Here is a 20,008-nt window from a genome sequence, read left to right as displayed (position 1 = left end):
AGAAATGGACGATGCCGCTGAGGGACTGGCGCATGGCGATGAGCCGTTTTATTATCGAGTTCGGTGACCGCCTGGACGGTCACTTCTGAGAAAAGGCATTTACACAGAATCGTAAACAGGCTCCCGGCACCCGGCAATACCTATAACCGCCCAACGCATGGCAAGCGAAACCCTCGTCGGGGCGACATAAACCTTACCACAAGCGAACCCCTCACCGGGGCGACATAAACCTTACCACAAGCGAACCCCTCGTCGGGGCGACATAAACCTTACCACAAGCGAACCCCTCGCCGGGGCGACATAAACCTTACCACAAGCGAACCCCTCACCGGGGCGACATAAACCTTACCACAAGCGAACCCCTCGCCGGGGCGACATAAACCTTACCACAAGCGAACCCCTCGCCGGGGCGACATAAACCTTACCACAAGCGAACCCCTCGTCGGGGCGACATAAACCTTACCACAAGCGAACCCCTCACCGGGGCGACATAAACCTTACCACAAGCGAAACCCTCGTCGGGGCGACATAAACCTTACCACAAGCGAACCCCTCGCCGGGGCGACATAAACCTTACCACAAGCGAACCCCTCGCCGGGGCGACATAAACCTTACCACAAGCGAACCCCTCGTCGGGGCGACATAAACCTTACCACAAGCGAACCCCTCACCGGGGCGACATAAACCTTACCACAAGCGAAACCCTCGTCGGGGCGACATAAACCTTACCACAAGCGAAATCCCCACCGGGGCGACATAAACCTCATCGCAAGCGCACCCCCACTCTTTGTCAGCAATCTCCCCCCGTGAGGGCGCTTTTTTGATCTGGCGCGAGCGATCGCGCTTTTTTTGCGCCGTTTGATTTCTTTTCCGCGCCCGATGCCCGATAATACCGCCCCGGTTGCCATCGGGATATCAGGAGACGAAATGTTTTATCCCCTCATCAGACAGGCTTTATTTCAGCTCGATCCAGAACGTGCCCATGAATTAACTTTTCAACAGCTGCGCCGTATTAGCGGTACGCCGTTTGAATTCCTGGTACGCCAGTCGGTGCCGGCCAAGACGGTCAATTGCATGGGGATTACGTTTAAGAATCCGCTGGGACTGGCCGCCGGACTTGATAAGGACGGTGATTGCATCGACGCGCTCGGCGCCATGGGGTTTGGTTTTATCGAGGTCGGCACGGTAACGCCGCGCCCGCAGCCCGGTAACGATAAACCGCGCCTGTTCCGGCTGGTGGAGGCCGAGGGGCTGATCAACCGCATGGGGTTCAATAATAAAGGCGTCGATTATCTGGTTGAAAATGTTAAGAAATCTCATTTTGGCGGCGTGCTGGGGATCAATATCGGCAAAAACAAGGCCACGCCGGTAGAGCAGGGGAAGGATGATTATCTGACGTGCATGGATAAGATATATCCTTATGCGGGCTATATAGCTATAAACATATCCTCCCCCAATACCCCAGGACTGCGCACCCTGCAATTCGGCGAAGCGCTGGACGATTTATTGCTGGCGATTAAGAATAAGCAGGCGGAACTGCAAAAGTATCATCACAAATATGTACCGGTTGCGGTTAAAATAGCCCCCGACCTGACGGACGAGGAGCTTGCCCAGGTTGCCGATAGCCTGGTGCGCCATAATATCGACGGGGTTATCGCCACCAATACCACGACAGACCGGCATCTGGTCCGGGGCCTGAATCATTGCGGCCAGACCGGTGGGTTAAGCGGCCGTCCCCTACAAGCCCGCAGTACCGAAGTGATTCGTCGCCTGTCCCGGGAATTAAAGGGTAAACTGCCGATTATCGGAGTAGGGGGAATTGATTCCCTGGTCGCCGCCCGGGAAAAGATGGACGCCGGCGCCGCACTGATTCAAATATATTCCGGTTTTATTTTTCACGGTCCACGCCTGATTAAAGACATCATTACTCATATTTGATTTTTTTTCCTCATTATTCGGCCTAAGGGGTTTATTTATCTCTTAGGCTCGTTTATCTTTTATCCGTTTACTGCTAATTTATCCGTAGACTTATTTTCTAAACGCTAAAATTCTTTGCAGAATATTTCATAATCGATTGCGACGCGATGAAAGGATTTAAAGATGAAATTCACTCCCGGCGATAATTGGCGTTGGTTTTATGATGCCGAACATGATCGGATGATGCTGGATCTCGCTGACGGTATGATATTCCGCTCACGCTTTTGCGCTAAGACACTGACGCCCGATGCGTTCAGTGAAACGGTATTCTGCGTGGACGATGCCGCGCTCTATTTTACCTTAGCCGAGAAGGTCCGGGCGCTGCCGTTAAAGGAAGAGCAACAGGCGGAGCTTATTCTTAATGCATTGGTGGCCTTACGCTTCCTGAAGCCGCTGATGCCGAAGAGCTGGCATTTCCGGCCGCAGCCCACGCCGCTTAACTGGCATCCCGTCATGGGCGACGACGTGCTGGTGCGCCTGAATGATAACGGCGAATACGCGCGGCTGCTGGTGGCCGAAGCGGGCGACAACGCCAGCCTGTGCGTTCTGGCGCAGGCGCAGCTGACCCTGGCGGCGCGCAAAATCGTGCTGGGCGACGCCATTAAAATCATGCATGACCGGCTGTTACCCTATCCACAGCAGGCTGATATCCAATACGCCGCCGCGGTTTAATGCCCGGACGGGTTAACCGGGGCGTCAACGCCGCCGTGGATGGATATCTTCCGCCGGGTTAACCGAGGCGCAGATCGCTTTTCGGTACGCAACTGCAGGTCAGCACATGACCGGGTTCCTCGAGCGCGCTGGCTTTTAGCGGCGCCACCTCGCCCTCCAGCAATTCTACCCTGCAGGTACCGCAGATACCCGCCCGGCATGAATAGGGAATACGTACCCCCTGCTGCTCAAGCTGTTCCAGCAACACCTGCCGGTTATTGCCGGTAAACTGCTGTCCCCGGTAGTTTATCCGCACCTGACGCTCGCCGGCGGCAGGCCGGTCCAGCGGCTCGGTTATCTTTCCGGTGCCGTAGCGCCTGGGTTCCCGCTCCGCCAATACCTCGACGCTATCGCCGACCCGGATCATGCCGCTGGAACGGGCGATCAGGTTTTGCCCAAAGTCGACGTCGCCGTTGTCGGCGGTGCGATAGCCCTGTAAGGTACGTAATGGCTCGGTCGCCGGATGCCGGCGGCCCGACTCCACGCCGACCGTGGTCAGCACGCAGCGGCTGCAGGGCTTGACCAGCTCGAATTCCACGCCGCCGATGCGGATGCGCCGCCAGCCGTCCTCGGCGTAAGGCTCGGAACCCGCGACCACCATGTTCGGCCTGAACTGGGTCATCCTGACGCCGGCGGGGCAGCGCCCCTGCAAATCCAGCAGCGAGGCCTCGCCGACCAGCAAAAAGGGATAGCCGTCGGCAAACGACAGCGGTATGCCGGGATAGCGCTTAACCCGCCGGCGGCTTTGCTCCCCGGTCCAGCGCAGCTGCGCCGGACGACCTAAATACCCGCTTAGCCAGTTATTGATGGCCTCGGGAGCCAGATACGCGGTAAAATGGTTGCCCCATACTTCGGTAGGGTGGCCGTCCGGCGTGAAATCGGTAAAGCGCACCAATACACTTTGCCCGTCCGGTGCGCTCAGGTGCAGGCCGTTTTGTACCATTACCGGGGTAAACAGGACCATTTGCGGATATTGGCGGGCGGTAATGAAGGTGCCGTCAGGTTCGGTAACCATAAATATCCGGTCAAAGGCCAGACCTTCGGCGCCCACCAGCGCATGGGATACCTGCAAGCCGCGCATTGACTTCACCGGATGAATATATAACCGCGATAAACTGACCATTTTGCCTCCCTGCCGGAACACTCTGTTGGGCCAACTTTATGACAATGGGTCGGGATTAGCTATAATGCGCAACGATTTTTCTTTTTGATGATAAGTGACCAGATGAACGCACTCTTTGCCAGTACGGCACAAGGTTTAGAAGAACTGTTAAAAAGCGAGCTGGAAGCACTGGGTGCGCTCGAATGCAAAATAGCCCTGGGCGGGGTGCACTTCCGTGGCGACGATCGGCTGCTGTACCAGAGCCTGCTCTGGAGCCGCCTGGCCTCACGCATTTTGCTGCCGCTGACCGATTTTGACGTGTTCAGCGATGATGACCTTTACCAAGGGGTGCGGGCTATCGACTGGCCGGCGATATTCGCGGTGGACAAAAGTTTTGCCGTCCATTTCAGCGGCACCAACGAGGCCATTCGCAACAGCCAATACGGCACCCTGCGGGTTAAAGACGCCATCGTCGACGGTTTTACCGAGGCCCTGGACCAGCGCCCGGACGTGGCCAAACAGCAGCCGGATATCCGCGTGCAGGTCTTTTTGCACCGCGACCATGCCATCGTTTCGCTGGATCTGAGCGGCGGCGGGCTGCATCAGCGCGGCTATCGCGACGGCGCCGGCCAGGCGCCGCTAAAGGAAAACCTGGCGGCGGCCATCGTGCTGCGTTCCGGATGGCAGGCGGGCACGCCGTTGCTGGACCCGATGTGCGGCTCCGGCACCCTGCTAATCGAAGCGGCGCTGATGGCCTCCGATCGGGCGCCGGGCCTGCTGCGTCGGCAATGGGGTTTTTACGGCTGGCTCGGCCATAACGAATCCTTGTGGCAGGAGGTCTTGACCGCCGCCCGCGAGCGCGCCAAGTCAGGCGCCGCCCAGGCCACCTCCCGCTTTTTCGGCTCCGACAACGACGCGCGGGTGTTGGAAAAAGCGCGCGCCAATGCCCACCACGCCGGCATCGATGCCTTGATCGCGTTCACGGTCAATGATGTGGCCAATTTGGCCAACCCGTTGCCTGAAGGCCCGGTCGGGACCGTTATCAGCAACCCGCCTTACGGCGAGCGGCTGGAGAGCGAGCCGGCGCTGATAGCGCTCTACAACCTGCTCGGGCGCATCATGAAAAGCCGGTTCGGCGGCTGGCGGCTGTCGCTGTTCAGCGCGTCGCCGGTATTGTTAAGCGCGCTGCAGCTGCGCGCGGAGCGTTCGTTTAAAGCGAAAAACGGTCCGCTGGACTGCGAGCAGAAAAACTACCTGCTGGCCGATGTGCCCAACGTGACGCCCACCGGACAGGGCATTGCGCCCGACTTTGCCAACCGGCTGCGGAAAAATATCCGCGGCCTGGAAAAATGGGCAGCCAAACAGCACCTGGATTGTTATCGCCTCTACGACGCCGACCTGCCGGAATACAATGTCGCCATAGATCGCTACAGTTCGTGGGTGGTGATACAAGAATACGTGGCGCCAAAAACCATTGAACCCGAAAAGGCGCGCCAGCGGCTGTACGACGCCATCTCGGCGACCCTGGCGGTGTTGGACATCCCGGCCAGCCAACTGGTGGTCAAGGCGCGCGAGCGGCAGAAAGGCAAAAACCAGTATGAGAAGCTGGCGCAAAAAGGTGAGTTCCTGCTGGTGGACGAATATGACGCCAAACTCTGGGTTAACCTGACCGATTATCTCGATACCGGTTTGTTCCTCGACCATCGCATCGCGCGCAAAATGCTGGGCGAGATGAGCCGCGGCAAGGATTTCCTCAATCTGTTCGCCTACACCGGCAGCGCCAGCGTGCATGCCGGCATCGGCGGCGCGCGCAGCACCACCTCGGTGGATATGTCGCGCACCTATCTGGAATGGGCGGAAAAAAACCTGCGCAGCAACGGGCTGACCGGCAAGCAGCACCGCCTGATCCAGGCGGACTGCCTGTCCTGGCTTGAACTGTCGCAGGAGACCTTCGATCTGATTTTTATCGATCCCCCGACGTTCTCCAATTCAAAACGCATGTCGGAAAGCTTCGATGTGCAACGGGATCACCTGCTGTTGATGAAAGATCTGAAAAGATTACTGCGGCCGGGCGGCACCATTATGTTTTCCAATAATAAACGCGGCTTCCAATTGGATGCCGAAGGATTACAGGCCCTCGGCCTGAAGGCGCGGTCCATTACCGAGCAAACCCGCTCCCAGGACTTCGCCCGTAATCGTCATATTCACAACAGCTGGCTGATAAGCCATGCCGATCGGGATCAATAAACGCCATGTCACTAATCAGTCTTTCCGGCGCCTGGCTATCGTTCAGCGATGCGCCGCTACTGGATAATACCGAGCTTCACATAGAACGTAACGAACGAGTCTGCCTGGTCGGGCGCAACGGGGCCGGCAAGTCCACCCTGATGAAGATCCTCAGTAAAGAGGTGCCGCTGGACGACGGGCAGCTGATTTTCGAGCAGGATGTGGTCGTCGCCCGCCTGCAGCAGGACCCGCCGCGCAACGTTAGCGGCAGCGTCTATGATTTTGTGGCCGAGGGCGTGCAGGAACAGGCGCAAACGCTGAAAGCCTACCATGCGGTTTCTCATCTGGTGGAGCAAGATCCCAGTGACAAAAACCTGATGGAAATGGGCCGGTTGCAGGAGATCCTGGATCATCAGAACCTGTGGCACCTCGAAAAGCGCATCAACGAAGTGCTCGAGCAACTGGGCCTGACCGCCGATACCGAGTTATCCTCCCTGTCGGGCGGTTGGCTGCGCAAAGCGGCGCTCGGCCGCGCCCTGGTATGCGAGCCGCAGATCCTGCTGCTGGACGAACCGACCAACCATCTGGATATCGAAACCATTGACTGGTTGGAAACCTTCCTGAAAAGTTTCCCCGGCAGCATTATCTTTATCTCCCATGACCGTTCGTTTATCCGCAGCATGGCTACGCGCATTGTCGATCTGGATCGCGGCAAGCTGGTCTCCTGGCCGGGCAACTACGATAAATACCTCGAGGGTAAAGAAGAAGAGCTGCGGGTACAGGAGCTGCAAAACGCCGAATTCGATAAAAAGCTGGCGCAGGAAGAAGTGTGGATCCGCCAGGGCATCAAGGCCAGGCGCACCCGCAACGAGGGCCGCGTGCGCGCGTTAAAGGCGCTGCGCAATGAAAGAAACGAACGTCGTGAAGTCCTCGGCAGCGCCAAGATGCAGGTAGAGGAAGCCACCCGCTCGGGCAAGATTGTGTTTGAAATGGAAGACGTCAGCTACCGTCTGGCGGATAAGGCGCTGGTCAGCGGCTTCAGCGCGCAGGTCCAGCGTGGCGATAAAATCGCCCTGATAGGCCCTAACGGCTGCGGCAAGACCACGTTGTTAAAACTGATGCTTGGCCAACTGCAGCCGGACAGCGGGCGCATCCACTGCGGCACCAAGCTGGAAGTGGCCTATTTCGACCAACATCGCGCCGAACTGGATCCGGAACGCACGGTAATGGACAACCTGGCGGAAGGCAAACAGGAAGTGATGGTTAACGGCCGCTCGCGCCATGTGCTGGGCTATTTGCAGGATTTCCTGTTCCATCCCAAGCGCGCCATGACGCCGGTGAAAGCCTTGTCCGGTGGCGAGCGTAACCGGTTACTATTGGCTAAACTGTTCCTCAATCCCAGTAACCTGCTGATTCTCGATGAACCGACCAATGACCTGGACGTCGAGACGCTGGAACTGCTGGAAGAGATGATCGACAGCTACCAGGGCACGGTGCTGCTGGTTAGCCATGACCGCCAGTTCGTGGATAACTCGGTGACCGAGTGCTGGATTTTTGAAGGCGAAGGCCGGATCAGCAGCTTTGTCGGCGGTTATTTCGACGCGCAGAGCCAGCGCCGCAATATGCGCGCTTTGCGTGCCGCCGCGCCGGCTGTTACCCCCGCCCGCGAAAAAAATAGCGCTAACGAAGCTGCAAAGACGTTTAATGCTAAGCGCGCAACCACTAAATTGAGTTATAACCTACAGCGCGAGCTGGAAATGCTGCCGCAGGAAATCGAGCGGCTGGAGCAGGAAATCAACGACCTGCAGGCCCAAATGACCCAAGCGGATTTTTTCAGCCAGTCCCATGAAAAAACCCAGGTGGTCATCGCGCAGCTGGCCGGCGCCGAACAGGCGCTGGAGAAGGCCTTTGCCCGTTGGGAAGAGTTGGAAGCGTTGAAAAACGGTCCCAAAGAGTAAACCCAACCCGGCCGGGATTGGTGGGAATCCCGGCCGGGCGGCTAAACGGCATCGGCAACAATCAGGAGGAATGCATGTGTTCTGCCGTTCATCACCCTAAATACGTGCTTTGCCCACATTGCGACCTCCTGGTGGCGCTGCCGGAATTAAACCCGGGCCAGAAAGGGGTCTGTCCCCGCTGCGGCAATACCCTGATCAGCCGCTGGTCCAATGCCCGCGCCCAGCCGGTAATGTTTGCCATCAGCGCCCTGATTATGCTGGTGCTGGCCAATTTATTCCCCTTTGTAAATATGAAGGTGTCGGGTATCGGGCGCGAGATTACCCTGCCGCAGATCCCCGGCATCATGGTGGCGGATCACTTTTCCAGCCTGGCCAGCCTGTTCCTGCTGTTCGTCCAGCTGATCCCCGCCGTTTGCATGATCGTTATCATCCTGCTGTGCTTCGAGGTCCCCCTGGCGTTTCGGCTGAAGGCCTTTATGGCCAAATCCTTGTTTGCCCTGCGCGCCTGGGGCATGGCGGAAATTTTCCTGGCGGGCGTGCTGGTCAGCTTTGTCAAACTCATGGCCTATGGCGACATCGGCGTCGGCATCAGTTTCCTGCCGTTTTGCCTGTTTTGCCTGCTACAGCAACGGGCTTTCCAATGTATCGACCAGCGCTGGTTATGGGATAACATCATGCCGGCGGTGTCGCCGGTGGCCCTGGTGAGGCCGGGCGTCGGCGGGCTGGCCCAGGGGATCCGCGCCTGCAGCTGCTGCACCCTGATCCTGCCGGCCGCGCAGCGTACCTGTCCCCGCTGCCGGACACGTGAGCACGCCAGGCGGCACAATAGCCTGCAATGGACCATGGCGCTGCTGATCACCTCCATCATGCTGTATATCCCGGCCAATATCCTGCCAATCATGATAACCGAAGGCTTGGGCAGCAAGCTTAACTCGACTATTATTGCCGGGGTGATCCTGCTGTGGGATGACGGTTCCTATCCGGTGGCGATGGTGATTTTTATCGCCAGCATCATGGTGCCGACCCTGAAAATGATTGCCCTGGCCTGGCTGTGCTGGGATGCGCGCAGGGAGGAGGGACGGGCCGATAGCGAACGGATGCATTTTCTATATGAGATAGTCGAATTTGTCGGCCGCTGGTCGATGATTGACGTGTTTGTGATTGCTGTGCTTTCCGGACTGGTGAGAATGGGGCAACTGATGAGTATTACGCCGGGCATCGGCGCGGTGTTATTTGCCATGGTGGTGATGATTACCATGTTTGCCGCACAGATGTTCGACCCGCGTCTCATTTGGGATCGGGCCGAGAAAAAAAACCAAAAGGAGTCTTCCGTTGACGGAAAATAAATACGACGTCGCCCAGGTGGAGAAAATCAAGCGCTGGTCGCCGGTCTGGATCATTCCGATAGTGACGGTGCTGATTGGCGCATGGATCCTTTATTACCACTTTAGCCATCAGGGCAAAGTGATTACCCTGACCACCACCAGCGCGGAAGGCATCGAGGCCGGCAAGACGGCAATCAAAAGCCGCAGCGTCGACGTCGGTATGGTGGAAAGCGTGGTCTTGAGCGAGAACCTGCGGCAGGTGGAAATCAAAGCCCGCATCAATAACGGCATGGAAAAACTGCTGCGCCACGATTCCGCGTTCTGGGTGGTGAAACCGCAGATAGGCCGGGAAGGGATCTCGGGCCTGGGCACCCTGCTGTCCGGGGCCTATATCCAGCTGCAGCCCGGCACCAACGCCGAGGAAGCCAACACCTTTCAACTGCTGGATTCGCCGCCGCTGGCCTCGCCGGATGCCAAGGGGATCCGCGTCGAACTCGACAGCGACCAGTCCGGGCAGCTCAATGCCGGGGATCCGGTGCTGTTCCGCGGCTTCAGGGTCGGCACGGTGCAAACCAGCTACTTCGATCCCAAACAGCGCAAGATGCGCTATCAGTTGTTTATCAGCGCGCCTTACGACAGCCTGGTCACCAGCAACGTGCGTTTTTGGAAAGACAGCGGCGTGGCCTTTGATATGTCCGCCCAGGGCATGCGGGTGGAAATGGGCTCGCTGACCACTTTATTCAGCGGCGGCGTGAGTTTTGACGTGCCCACCGGCTGGGATCTGGGCGATCGCGCCACTGAACACCAGGTCTATCAGCTGTTTGATAACAAGAACAGTATTTCGGACTCATTGTATACGGTGCATAAAGATTACCTGCTGTTCTTTAACGATTCCGTGCGCGGCCTGCAGCCCGGCGCGCCGGTGGAATTTCGCGGCATCCGCCTGGGCACCGTCGCCCAGGTGCCTTTCCTCGAGACCGCGGTCAAACAGACAATCGACAATAATTACCAGATACCGGTGCTGATCCGTATCGAACCGGATCGCCTTGCCGGCAAGCTGGGTGATAAATTCGATATCAACAAGCGCGTTCAAGAAGCAGGGGAGCACGGACTACGCGCCTCGTTGAAAAGCGCCAGCCTGCTGACCGGATCGCTGTTTGTCGATCTTGATTTTTATCCGCAGGCCAAGCCTTGGGACGGTGAAAAAACGGTTAACGGTTATCCGGTGTTGCCGACCACCAGCGGCGGCCTGGCGCAGATCCAGCAGAAGCTGATGACGACGCTTGATAAAATCAACAGCCTGCCGCTTAACCCGATGATTGACGAAGCCACCAGCACCCTGGCGCAAAGCCAAAGTACCCTGCGCGAGCTGCAAAAGACCTTGAAATCGGTAAATCAGATCACGGAAAGCCAGTCGATGCAGCAACTGCCGCAGGATATGCAGCGCACCCTGCGTGAGCTGAACAGCAGCATGAAAGGGTTCCAGCCCGGCTCTCCGGCATACAATAAGATGGTGGACAATATGCAACGACTCGATCAGGTCCTGCGGGAACTGCAGCCGGTATTGCGTACGCTGAACAACAAGAGCAACGCATTGGTCTTCGAGGCAGATAGCGGTAACGACCCGAAGCCAAAGAGGGCTAAATAATGAGAAAAGGGATCCTGGTGGCGCTGGCGTTCATGCTGGTCGCCTGTGGCGGCAACAATGATAAGCACTATTACCAGCTGCCGATAGCGCCGCAGGCGAGCGACGACGGCCAGCGGCTGCCGTCTGCCGTCGGCGCGCGGCATGTATGGCTGTCTCGCGTCAACGTCTCGGATTACCTGGCGGGCAGCGGCGTGGTGTTCCAGGAGAGCGACGTACGCTATGTCACCGCCAGCAATAACCTGTGGGCTAGCCCGCTGGAGCAACAGTTGCAGCAGACCATGGTCGCCAATTTAAGCAACGCCCTGCCGGGCGTACTGGTTTCCGCCAGCCAGGCGCAGGGGGACCAGGACCAGCTGGAATTCAACGTAACCGGATTCCACGGCCGTTACGACGGCCGGGCGATTATCCAGGGTGAATGGCTGCTGACGCATAACGGCCAGGTCAGCCGCCACCCGTTCATCCTGGCCCTGAAACAGGATCAGGACGGGTATGACGCCCTGGTGAGGACATTGGCCCAGGGCTGGCTGCAAATCGGCAAGGATGCCGCGGGACAAATTTCGCGGCTGCCTTAATAACAAAACGTTCTAAAACAAAAACGCGCCGGGCACAGTTAAGATTTATTAATGGTCCAGGCGCGTTGTTTAATGTCTTTTCAGCAGCTTAACCGGGGTGTGGGCACCACGTATTAAGGCAAAATGTGCCCATTATGCATTTTTGATATGACGCTTTTGTGAAATGCTGCGTTGATTTCTGCTCCTGTTATCGTTAAAGATAAAAGTGTAATCGCAGAGATGTGATTACCGTTTTCTTTCCACCAAACAAGATGAGGGAAACACGGCATGAAGAGACAAAAACGAGATCGCCTTGAACGTGCGCATTCACGTGGCTATCAAGCGGGATTATCCGGACGCTCAAGTGAAATATGTCCTTTTCAGTCCTTGGATGCACGGTCTCACTGGTTGGGAGGTTGGCGAAAGGCCATGGAGGACAGGTCGGTGACGTTATAAGCCACTTGTCAGCAAAGGAATTGACCTCCGCTTTCGCGGAGGTTTTATATTCAGGCGTTAGAACGCGCCGGTATCTTTAAATAAACCCACTTTTAAATCGCTGGCGGTATAAATAACCTGGCCGTCGCACAGCATTTCGGCATCGGCGAGGCCCATCACCAGGCGGCGGTTGACCACACGGCGAAAATGGATGCGGTACGTGACCAGCTTAGCTGATGGCAGTACCTGACCGGTAAATTTCACTTCACCCACCCCTAGCGCGCGACCTTTGCCTTCGCCACCCAGCCAGCCGAGATAGAACCCGACCAACTGCCACATGGCATCCAGTCCCAGGCAGCCGGGCATGACCGGATCGCCGATAAAATGGCAACCAAAGAACCACATGTCAGGATGGATATCCAATTCGGCTTCAACGTAACCTTTATTGTGACTACCGCCGTCTTCGGTCATCTTGACCACGCGGTCCATCATCAGCATATTTCCCGCGGGAAGCGGCGGGCCTTCTTTACCGAACAATTCCCCGCGGCTGCAGGCAAGCAGGTCTTCTTTCGTATAAGAGTCGCGTTTATCTACCATGTTATCCAAACCTTTATCAATGAATCACGCACATTAACTAACATCGTTACTCCGGACAAGCCCATCAGCTCTGGTTAAACCAGTTAAGCCAGCGGAATCCCCAGGGTAAACGCAGGCGTTCGTGCTGATTAATATAAGCGATGCGCTCGCGTATTGAAGCAATCAGATTAGGTTTCTGCTCGTGATCGTAAGGGATCCCGGTCAGTAACTCCAACGCCTCATCAATGGTCTCCACCGGCCAGATATGGAATTGCTCATTCCGTACCGCCTCGACCAGCTCCTCATGCAGACACAGGTGGCGCACATTGGCGGCGGGGATAATCACGCCGTGGGAACCATCCAGCCCACGGCTCTGGCACAGGGCAAAGAACCCTTCGATTTTTTCATTCGCGCCACCGATGGGCTGGACGCGGCCAAACTGATCCACGGAACCGGTGACGGCAATCTGCTGCACGATGGGTTTGCCGGACAAAGCGCTGATTAAGGCGCTTAACTCGGCCAGGGACGCGCTGTCGCCGTCCACCTCGCCATAGGACTGCTCAAAGACCAGCGATGCGGAGAAGGGCAGCTGCTGGTCCAGTTCCAGCGATGCCATCAGGAACGCCTGCATGATCATCATGCCTTTGGCATGAAGATTACCGCCCAGCTCGGCTTTACGTTCAACATCGTTAATTTCGCCGTCGCCCAGATGGACCACGCAGCTGATGCGCGAGGGTTCGCCAAACGGCAGGGGATGACCCGGGAAATCCAGTACCGACAGCGCATTAACCTGGCCGACCATCGCTCCCTCGGTTTCCACCATGATCTGTCCTTCGGATATCTCATCCTGCATACGCTCGGTGAGATAACTTTCACGCCAGATCCGCGTCCGGTTGCTGTTATACAAGGCTTCAGAGGTAATGACGCCCTGCTCGCTATACAGCACCGCTTCCTTGAAGCGCCGGGTCAGCCACTGCGGACAAAGCGGCAGCTGGTATTGATCGCCGCTGTAACGTACCGCCTGCCGGAGCATTTCCGGCCAGGCGTCCGGGGTCAGTGGCGGCAGCGCCAGGTTGCGCAGCAGGGTGTTGACGTAGGCGCACCAGTTTTGCATATCTTCCGGCGCCAGGATCTTCACATCGGACTCAAACTCGGAATAGAGCGCCAGCCTGGTCAGGTCGGGCTCCAGGTCGCTCAAGTCGGCCAGCGACTCGCGATCGCCGATAATAATCAGGCGAAGATCGAGCGGCATCGACGGCACCGACACCGGCAACGGACGCGTTTCGTCCAGCGCCAGCCAGTCGAAACGCTGCTGTATGATCATCTGTTTCAGGCGTAGCCACATTAACGGTTGGCTGGCCAGGGCCTTGGCGCCTAATACCAGCACCCCGCCGTTGGCTTCATGGATCTTGCCGGGCTGCAAATCGATGACGTCACGGTAACACCTGACGCAGCCAAACAGCTGCTCATGCTCGATCCAGGTCTGGTAAATACCGCGGGCCCGGCCGGCAAAATTGTCCTCGGACCGGGTGGCGGGTTGAACCGTCACGCCATTACCCGTAATCACATAACGGCTGCCGATAACGCTTTCGCCCGGGGGCAACAGCTGTTTGGCGGTCTCGGTGATTAACTGGAAATATTCCTCATCTTCCTGCGCGGTGAGCAGCATAAAACGGCTCGGCGAGCGGGAATGGCAAAACTGCGTCAGGCCATCCATCAAACGAGGCTGCAGCACATCCATAGGTGCTGGCATAGGCTGGTAGGGTTGGGCAAACACCGCTTCGAAAGGCGAAAGCTCGGGAGTTAAATATTTCCATTCTAATTGTTTAATGGTCAAGGTAATAGGTAACGTCGCTAAACAGGGAAACGGGGATTATACAAGAATTTCCCTCTCCGAGTCTCACGCATCTTGCATTCAAAGGCTATTCAGGGAAACTTGACGCCGTTGATGATTAAAAAACAGACAGAATATGATGAATGTTGGGGATTTTGACCGAGGAACTGCTATTATCAGCTTAACGTTACACGGTCACAGGTGAACGCATTATGAAATACCAACAGCTTGAAAACCTGGAAACCGGATGGAAGTGGACCTATCTGGTAAAAAAACATCGCGAAGGTGAGCGTATCACCCGCCATGAGGAAAACAGCGCGGCGGAGGAGGCGGTTGGCGCCCTGATGCTTTACGAGCACCAGCCAGACAATATTATTCTCTGGATCCGGGAGAATATGAATCCCGCGCTTGATAATCGTATGAAGCAGACGATACGGGCGCGGCGCAAACGTCATTTTAACGCCGAGCATCAGCATACGCGTAAAAAATCCATCGATCTGGAATACCTGGTCTGGCAGCGTTTGGCGGCATTGGCGCAACGACGGGGCAAGACCCTCTCGGAAACCATTGTCAACCTGCTGGAGGATGCGGAGCGCAAAGAAAAATATGCTACGCAGATGTCATCGCTAAAGGAAGATTTAAAAGCCATCCTCGGCGAAGAGGGCTAGCGGGGAGAAACGGCGGGACGGAAAATAAAAAACCCCGCCGGGCGGGGTTTTTTTATGAAGCTAATAACACTTAAGCCTGCGGCTGGGTTACTACTTCTTTGATGCCTTTCACTTCGATTTCTACGCGACGATCCGGCGCCAGGCAGTTGATTAACGCTGCACGCGGTTTCACGTTGTCGCAAGTATTGCCGGTGACTGGGTTAGATTCGCCCATGCCACGTGCGGAAATCTTGTCTGAAGGAATGCCCTTGGATACCAGGTAGCTCACGACGCTCTGAGCACGAGCCTGGGACAGTTTCTGGTTGTATTCTTCAGAACCGATACGGTCGGTAAAGCCCAGGACTACAACGGAACCGTCTTTAGGATCCATCGAGCTCAGCTGGGAATACAGTTGGTCCAGAGCCTGCTGACCTTCAGGTTTCAACTGTGACTTGTTGAAAGCAAACAGTACGTCTGAACGCAGGGTGAAATGTTTGGTCTGAACAACCGGAGCCGGCGCAGCGGCAGGAGCCGGTGCAGGAGCGGCTACGTCGTCTTGACCGAAACGGTAAGAAACACCCACGCTCAGCAGGGCATTGTCAGGACGTGCGCCAACGGTACCGGCATCGCCGATATTGTTGGTCCACTGGTATTCCAGACGGGTTGCCCAGTTTTTGGTTACTGCGTATTCAAGACCCGCAGCCGCCAACGGAGAAACGCCAGAATCGTTATCGCTCAGGCGACCACCGGCTCCGTTGTTGTAGTTGGCTTTGGAATCAGCACGCCAAACCATACCACCCAGACGGGTATATATGTCCAGGTCATCGTTAAGCGGGTAGCTCAGTTTAGTGGTCAACTGAATGCCTTGGGCTTTAAACGCACCGTTATCAACGCTGCCTTTATACGCCATACGTCCCAGCCAATCATAACCCAGTTCAAACCCTAAGTAAGGGTTAGCCTGGTAACCAACAAAGGCACCTGCGCCGATTTGATCGTTGCGGGTAGGACCATTGCCGATGCGGCTGTCATAACCGTTACCATAGAACCCGGTATCGTGATACTGGGACCAGCCCAGTTTACCACCGGTGTACCAGGTGTTGTCTTTCGGAGCGGCTTGCGCTACGGTCGCGAAACCCGCCAGTGCCACTGCAAGTGCGATAGCTGTCTTTTTCATTTTTTGCGCCTCGTTATCATCCAAATAGGCAATGAGCTCTTAAAGCTAATTTAAATATTCCATTGCCAGTGTCCATGCTCTGCCTTTGTACATCGCCCATAAGGCGTTATAGAGCAGCCCTGGCGAATTAAAGTCTACAACGAAGTGGGAAACTTACAAGTAAGATGTAGTAAGCCGCTAATAAAAAACAGCGTTTCATATAGGCTTCATTGATGATATCGGCGGGAAAACAGGGGGTGCTTTAGGCGCAGTTGATGGCGGGGAACCGCGTATATACTGGATTGTTCTAAATTAAAGGGGCGTAAATCACAGGTTTTCACGCCCCTTATGAGATTAATCTTAAATTTACTTAATGATACAAAGTAGAATGAATCTTTAAGCCTGAAAACTGTCCAGATTTGCGGCAAACCTCATTTTGCGGGTACATAATGAACCCGTAAGTGCCTCCATGCTGCGCGGCGTCGCGCAGGCGAATCTTTTCATCCACCGTCAATTCCGTCGGAAACCAACCCAAAATGACGCTGTAATTTCCGGTCAGCAGCGCTTTTTCCATCGCGGCGACGGTGTCAAAAGCGGTGGGCTGGCGCAACTGCACCATTTTTTCCAACGGCAGCCCGGATTGCTCCAGCCAGGGGCGGCTCAATTTACGCGATGAAGTGAGCCACAGCAGCCAGCGCGACTGCGTGCCCAACAGACGCAGTAACGGCAGCAGAATATGTCCGACAACCGGCTGATCCTCGAAATAAACCACTTCGCTGATAAAACCCTGTCCCACGGCGGCCGTCGTTTTATCGACCGCCTTTTCACCCTGGGTAAGCTGCGCCGGAGTAGAGATGGCATGGAATTGAGTCTGCATAATGTGTCCGCCCCTGTGTAACTGTATAAAAACACAGTATAGGGGATTGGCATGGAAATCAACCAAAAATTTAATGACCTTCGCAGAATTGCCACTTTATGGCCGGCGGGCCGATATTAAGTTGAAACCCATCGGGAAAATACCGTATTTTTATTGGCGGTTACGAATGTTGAGTAAGGAATCTCACGGTTCACAACAAGGAGAAGTTCATGGATGCGCTGCATAATTGCCGGATTTCACAGGCAAAAATTTTTTTTTCCCCCTTGGGTGATATCTCCACCCGCTCGCAGTTCGGCGGTTACAGTATTGCCTCGGATAAGATCATGTTCGGCCTGATCCTGGACGATGAGCTTTATCTGCGGGGTACCCGGCAAAGCGAGCATATCTTCCTGGCCGAGGGAATGCGCCGGCTAATTTACACCAAGCGGGGCATGCCGGTGTCGCTTAACTATTATCATGTCGACGAGCGCCTGTGGGGTGAGGTCAAGACGCTGCTGGGCCTGGCGCACCAGGCCATAAACGAGGCCACGCATGAAACCCGCGCCAAGGCGGCCAGCCTGCGGTTAAAGGATTTACCTAACATCGGCCAGGGCATCGAGCGCTTGTTATGGAAAGCGGGTATCCAGGATATCGATGCGTTGCGCGCCTACGGCGCCAAAAGCAGCTATCTGAAGCTGCGCAAAATCAAGCATAACCTGAGCGTGAAGGTGCTGTTAGCGCTGGAGGGCGCGCTGGCGGGCCGCCATTACGCCGCGCTGCCCCAAGGCCAACGCAGCGAGCTCCTGGCCTGGTTCGAGCGGCTCTCCTGCCGCTAGCAGCCGATTGATCCATAGTGCCGCCAGGAAGGTGGCACTATGGATCAGGACCGTTTTTCAATATCCTGCTTGCGCGCAATCAGCTCCGGCAGCAGCTCAAGCAATAGGCCGATTTGCTGCAAAACCAACTGTTCCCTGGCTTCCGGATCCGGCAGCACCTGGTGGATGCGGGTGATTAGCCGTTCCCGCTCCTGATCTACCCGCTGCGCGAACTGCGCCTGGTATTGCAACGCGTCGTCCATATAACAGGCGGCGTCGTCCAGCACGTGCAGCAGCGCCGGATCGGCAATCGGTCCCCGGTGCGCTCCCAGGGTGGAAATATAGCTCAGGAATGTATGGTTAAGGCACAACAGGCGAAATGCCGACTCCAGCAGTTCACTGTGGGTCCTGGGCTCAGCCGCCATGTTTGATACCACCGAGGCCAGTTCCGCATCGCGGTTATGGGCATCCCGGCGCGCCACGCGGTACTCCAGGCGATTGTCCCTGCCCTGGTGGTACTGCACCAAAATGGCGTCGAGATAGCGGCAATTGGCCGAGAGGCTGTTATTCATCACCGCCGGCAGGCGCCGGAAACGCCAGTCCGGCCAGATAAAACTGACCGCGGCCCAGGCGATGGCGCACCCGACGAAGGTGTCGAACACCCGCGGCACCGCGACATCGAATCCTTCGCCCAGCAGGTTAAAGCACAGCATGACCAGCAGGGTGATGAACATGGTCGCCTGGGCATACTGGACGTTGCGAAAGGCAAAGAACAGCGTGCCGCTGACCACAATCAATATCATTTGCCCTTCGATGGACGGGACAAAATACAGGATTGGCAGGCCGATCAGGATGCCCGCCAGCGTGCCGACTATCCTTAACGCCAGCCGGCGGCGCGTCGCCTGGTAGTTGGGCTGGCAGACGAACAGGCTGGTCAGCAGGATCCAATAGCCATAGCGCATCCCGCTCAGCTGGATAAACGCGTAGCCGATGCACAGCACCAGCGACATCCGCACGGCGTGGCGGAACAGCGCCGATTCCGGGCTGAGATTACGGCTGATGCGCATGCGGATATCGCTCCAGCCGGTCAGCTTATCGTCGGCCAGGTTATTCTCTTCCGGGCTGCTGCGGGCAATAGCCTGTTCCGATTCAATGGTGGACAGCTGCGCGTCGATGGCGCGCAGGTTGTTCAGCAGATGTTTTAACGCTTTTATCTGGCCGGGCACCGCAGCCCGGTCGATGGCGGCGTCCAGATGACTGAAGGCGCGTTCGAAACGACCGTCGTGCTGATAGGTCTGGTGCAGCAGGATAGACTGGGATAAGGATTCGCAGGCGCGCGCCTGCATCGCCAGCAGTCGCTGGAAGCGGAACAGCACGTCGCTGTAGCGCAGCTGTTCCCGCAGTTGCCGATACTGCACATGGGACGAACTGGCGCGTTCGTGAATATCCTGCGCCACAAAGTAATAATGTAGCGTACGGCGGGTGCCGCGCTGGCCGCGATCGCCGCGCAACCGGGTCAGCAGCGACGCCTTGGTTTGATTAAGCGCCTGCACCAGGTTGCCGTTCGCCATCGCCACCTCGATAAGGGCGCTGTCGTCCGGCCCCTCGGTATCGGGGTCGAACAGATTGGCCTTGGCGTCGAGATAATGGCCCAGGTTGCTATAGCAACGGGCCAGGTTGTCTTGCAGCGGGCGGATAGGGAACAGCAGGTGGCCGAACAAGGTCAGCACGCTATACCAGATAGCGCCCGCCAGCAGTAGCGCCGGCTGCAAATACCAGGTCTGGTACATGGCGGCGCCCAGCATGGTATAGACGGCAATCAGCAACGCGCCGAAGGCAATGGTCGCATAACGCTGCCCCAGGGCGCCCAACAGGATAAAGCCGCAGGTGGAACCGGCCAGGCCGATGCCGAACAGCCAGGGATAAGGAAACAATAATTCAATCGACACCGCGGCGACAAAAAAACTCAGCAGGGTGATCAGGAGATTACGCAACCGGCCGCTGAGGCGGTCGTCCAGATCCGCCAGGGCCGCGGCAACCACGCCCAGGGTCAGCGGGATGGTCAGCGTGGCCATGTCCAGCCACCAGGGAAGGGCCGCGGCGCCGCCGAGCGCGATAAAAATCCGCAGGTTGTAACGCCAGCGGCTGCTGAACGCAAAACGCCGCAAGCCCGGTGCAAAAGTCAGCACGCTAT

The 20,008-nt window shown here is 56.7% G+C and carries 16 protein-coding genes; 10 read left to right on the top strand and 6 right to left on the bottom strand.

From position 1 onward, the window contains the following. Window positions 1–927: 927 nt before the first annotated feature. Complete coding sequence (gene pyrD / locus GRH90_RS04410) at window positions 928–1,938, top strand: quinone-dependent dihydroorotate dehydrogenase (RefSeq protein WP_162364666.1); 1,011 nt, start codon at window positions 928–930, stop codon at window positions 1,936–1,938. A gap of 162 nt (window positions 1,939–2,100) precedes the next feature. After that, on the top strand, window positions 2,101–2,649 hold the full coding sequence (locus tag GRH90_RS04405; RefSeq protein WP_162364665.1) for a cell division protein ZapC: 549 nt from the start codon (window positions 2,101–2,103) through the stop codon (window positions 2,647–2,649). 58 nt (window positions 2,650–2,707) lie between these two features. Here GRH90_RS04405 and GRH90_RS04400 read toward each other — a convergent pair whose 3' ends face one another. Continuing rightward, a complete protein-coding gene (locus tag GRH90_RS04400; RefSeq protein WP_162364664.1) occupies window positions 2,708–3,811 on the bottom strand; it encodes a YcbX family protein in 1,104 nt (367 codons plus the stop codon). 102 nt (window positions 3,812–3,913) lie between these two features. On the opposite strand from GRH90_RS04400, the gene rlmKL reads away from it, so the two are divergent. The 6 genes from rlmKL (at window position 3,914) to rmf (ending at window position 11,954) form a co-directional block, all read left to right on the top strand. After that, complete coding sequence (gene rlmKL / locus GRH90_RS04395) at window positions 3,914–6,037, top strand: bifunctional 23S rRNA (guanine(2069)-N(7))-methyltransferase RlmK/23S rRNA (guanine(2445)-N(2))-methyltransferase RlmL (protein ID WP_162364663.1); 2,124 nt, start codon at window positions 3,914–3,916, stop codon at window positions 6,035–6,037. Window positions 6,038–6,042: 5 nt separating this feature from the next. Beyond that, window positions 6,043–7,974: an ABC transporter ATP-binding protein gene (locus GRH90_RS04390; protein ID WP_162364662.1), complete on the top strand. Its 1,932-nt coding sequence runs from the start codon at window positions 6,043–6,045 to the stop codon at window positions 7,972–7,974. Between the two features lie 74 nt (window positions 7,975–8,048). Further along, complete coding sequence (gene pqiA / locus GRH90_RS04385) at window positions 8,049–9,320, top strand: membrane integrity-associated transporter subunit PqiA (protein ID WP_162364661.1); 1,272 nt, start codon at window positions 8,049–8,051, stop codon at window positions 9,318–9,320. After that, window positions 9,307–10,947, top strand: coding sequence for an intermembrane transport protein PqiB (pqiB, locus tag GRH90_RS04380; protein WP_162364660.1), 1,641 nt, complete (start codon window positions 9,307–9,309; stop codon window positions 10,945–10,947). Before pqiA ends, pqiB begins: the two co-directional genes overlap by 14 nt. Then, window positions 10,947–11,519 carry a membrane integrity-associated transporter subunit PqiC gene (gene pqiC / locus GRH90_RS04375; protein ID WP_162364659.1) on the top strand — a complete coding sequence of 191 codons (573 nt, stop codon included), beginning with the start codon at window positions 10,947–10,949 and terminating at the stop codon, window positions 11,517–11,519. The genes pqiB and pqiC overlap by 1 nt, the downstream gene beginning before the upstream one ends. Window positions 11,520–11,786: 267 nt before the next feature. Further along, the gene (gene rmf, locus GRH90_RS04370; RefSeq protein ID WP_162364658.1) at window positions 11,787–11,954 is read left to right on the top strand and encodes a ribosome modulation factor; all 168 of its coding nucleotides are present in this window, start codon (window positions 11,787–11,789) and stop codon (window positions 11,952–11,954) included. Window positions 11,955–12,011: 57 nt separating this feature from the next. Here rmf and fabA read toward each other — a convergent pair whose 3' ends face one another. Beyond that, window positions 12,012–12,530, bottom strand: a complete 519-nt coding sequence (gene fabA / locus GRH90_RS04365) for a bifunctional 3-hydroxydecanoyl-ACP dehydratase/trans-2-decenoyl-ACP isomerase (protein ID WP_162364657.1) — start codon at window positions 12,528–12,530, stop codon at window positions 12,012–12,014. A gap of 64 nt (window positions 12,531–12,594) precedes the next feature. After that, on the bottom strand, window positions 12,595–14,346 hold the full coding sequence (locus GRH90_RS04360; RefSeq protein ID WP_162364656.1) for an AAA family ATPase: 1,752 nt from the start codon (window positions 14,344–14,346) through the stop codon (window positions 12,595–12,597). Window positions 14,347–14,555: 209 nt separating this feature from the next. On the opposite strand from GRH90_RS04360, the gene matP reads away from it, so the two are divergent. Then, window positions 14,556–15,011, top strand: coding sequence for a macrodomain Ter protein MatP (matP, locus tag GRH90_RS04355; RefSeq protein WP_162364655.1), 456 nt, complete (start codon window positions 14,556–14,558; stop codon window positions 15,009–15,011). 70 nt (window positions 15,012–15,081) lie between these two features. Here the strand turns inward: matP and ompA are convergent, their stop codons facing one another. Further along, a complete protein-coding gene (ompA, locus tag GRH90_RS04350; RefSeq protein WP_162364654.1) occupies window positions 15,082–16,164 on the bottom strand; it encodes a porin OmpA in 1,083 nt (360 codons plus the stop codon). A gap of 349 nt (window positions 16,165–16,513) precedes the next feature. Further along, entirely contained in the window at window positions 16,514–17,020 is a 507-nt protein-coding gene (gene sulA, locus GRH90_RS04345; protein WP_162364698.1) for an SOS-induced cell division inhibitor SulA, read from the bottom strand. A 209-nt stretch (window positions 17,021–17,229) separates the two neighbouring features. Here sulA and GRH90_RS04340 point away from each other — a divergent pair, with 209 nt between their 5' ends. Continuing rightward, entirely contained in the window at window positions 17,230–17,835 is a 606-nt protein-coding gene (locus GRH90_RS04340) for a TfoX/Sxy family DNA transformation protein (RefSeq protein ID WP_162364653.1), read from the top strand. A 44-nt stretch (window positions 17,836–17,879) separates the two neighbouring features. Here GRH90_RS04340 and yccS read toward each other — a convergent pair whose 3' ends face one another. After that, window positions 17,880–20,003: a YccS family putative transporter gene (gene yccS, locus GRH90_RS04335; RefSeq protein ID WP_162364652.1), complete on the bottom strand. Its 2,124-nt coding sequence runs from the start codon at window positions 20,001–20,003 to the stop codon at window positions 17,880–17,882. Between the last annotated feature and the right edge of the window lie 5 nt (window positions 20,004–20,008).

The sequence above is a fragment of the Acerihabitans arboris genome (assembly GCF_010131535.1).
GTDB classification, from domain to species: Bacteria; Pseudomonadota; Gammaproteobacteria; order Enterobacterales; family Enterobacteriaceae; genus Acerihabitans; species Acerihabitans arboris.
The sequence above is the reverse complement of the archived record's forward strand: the minus strand, read 5'-3'. Positions and strand labels throughout refer to the sequence as shown.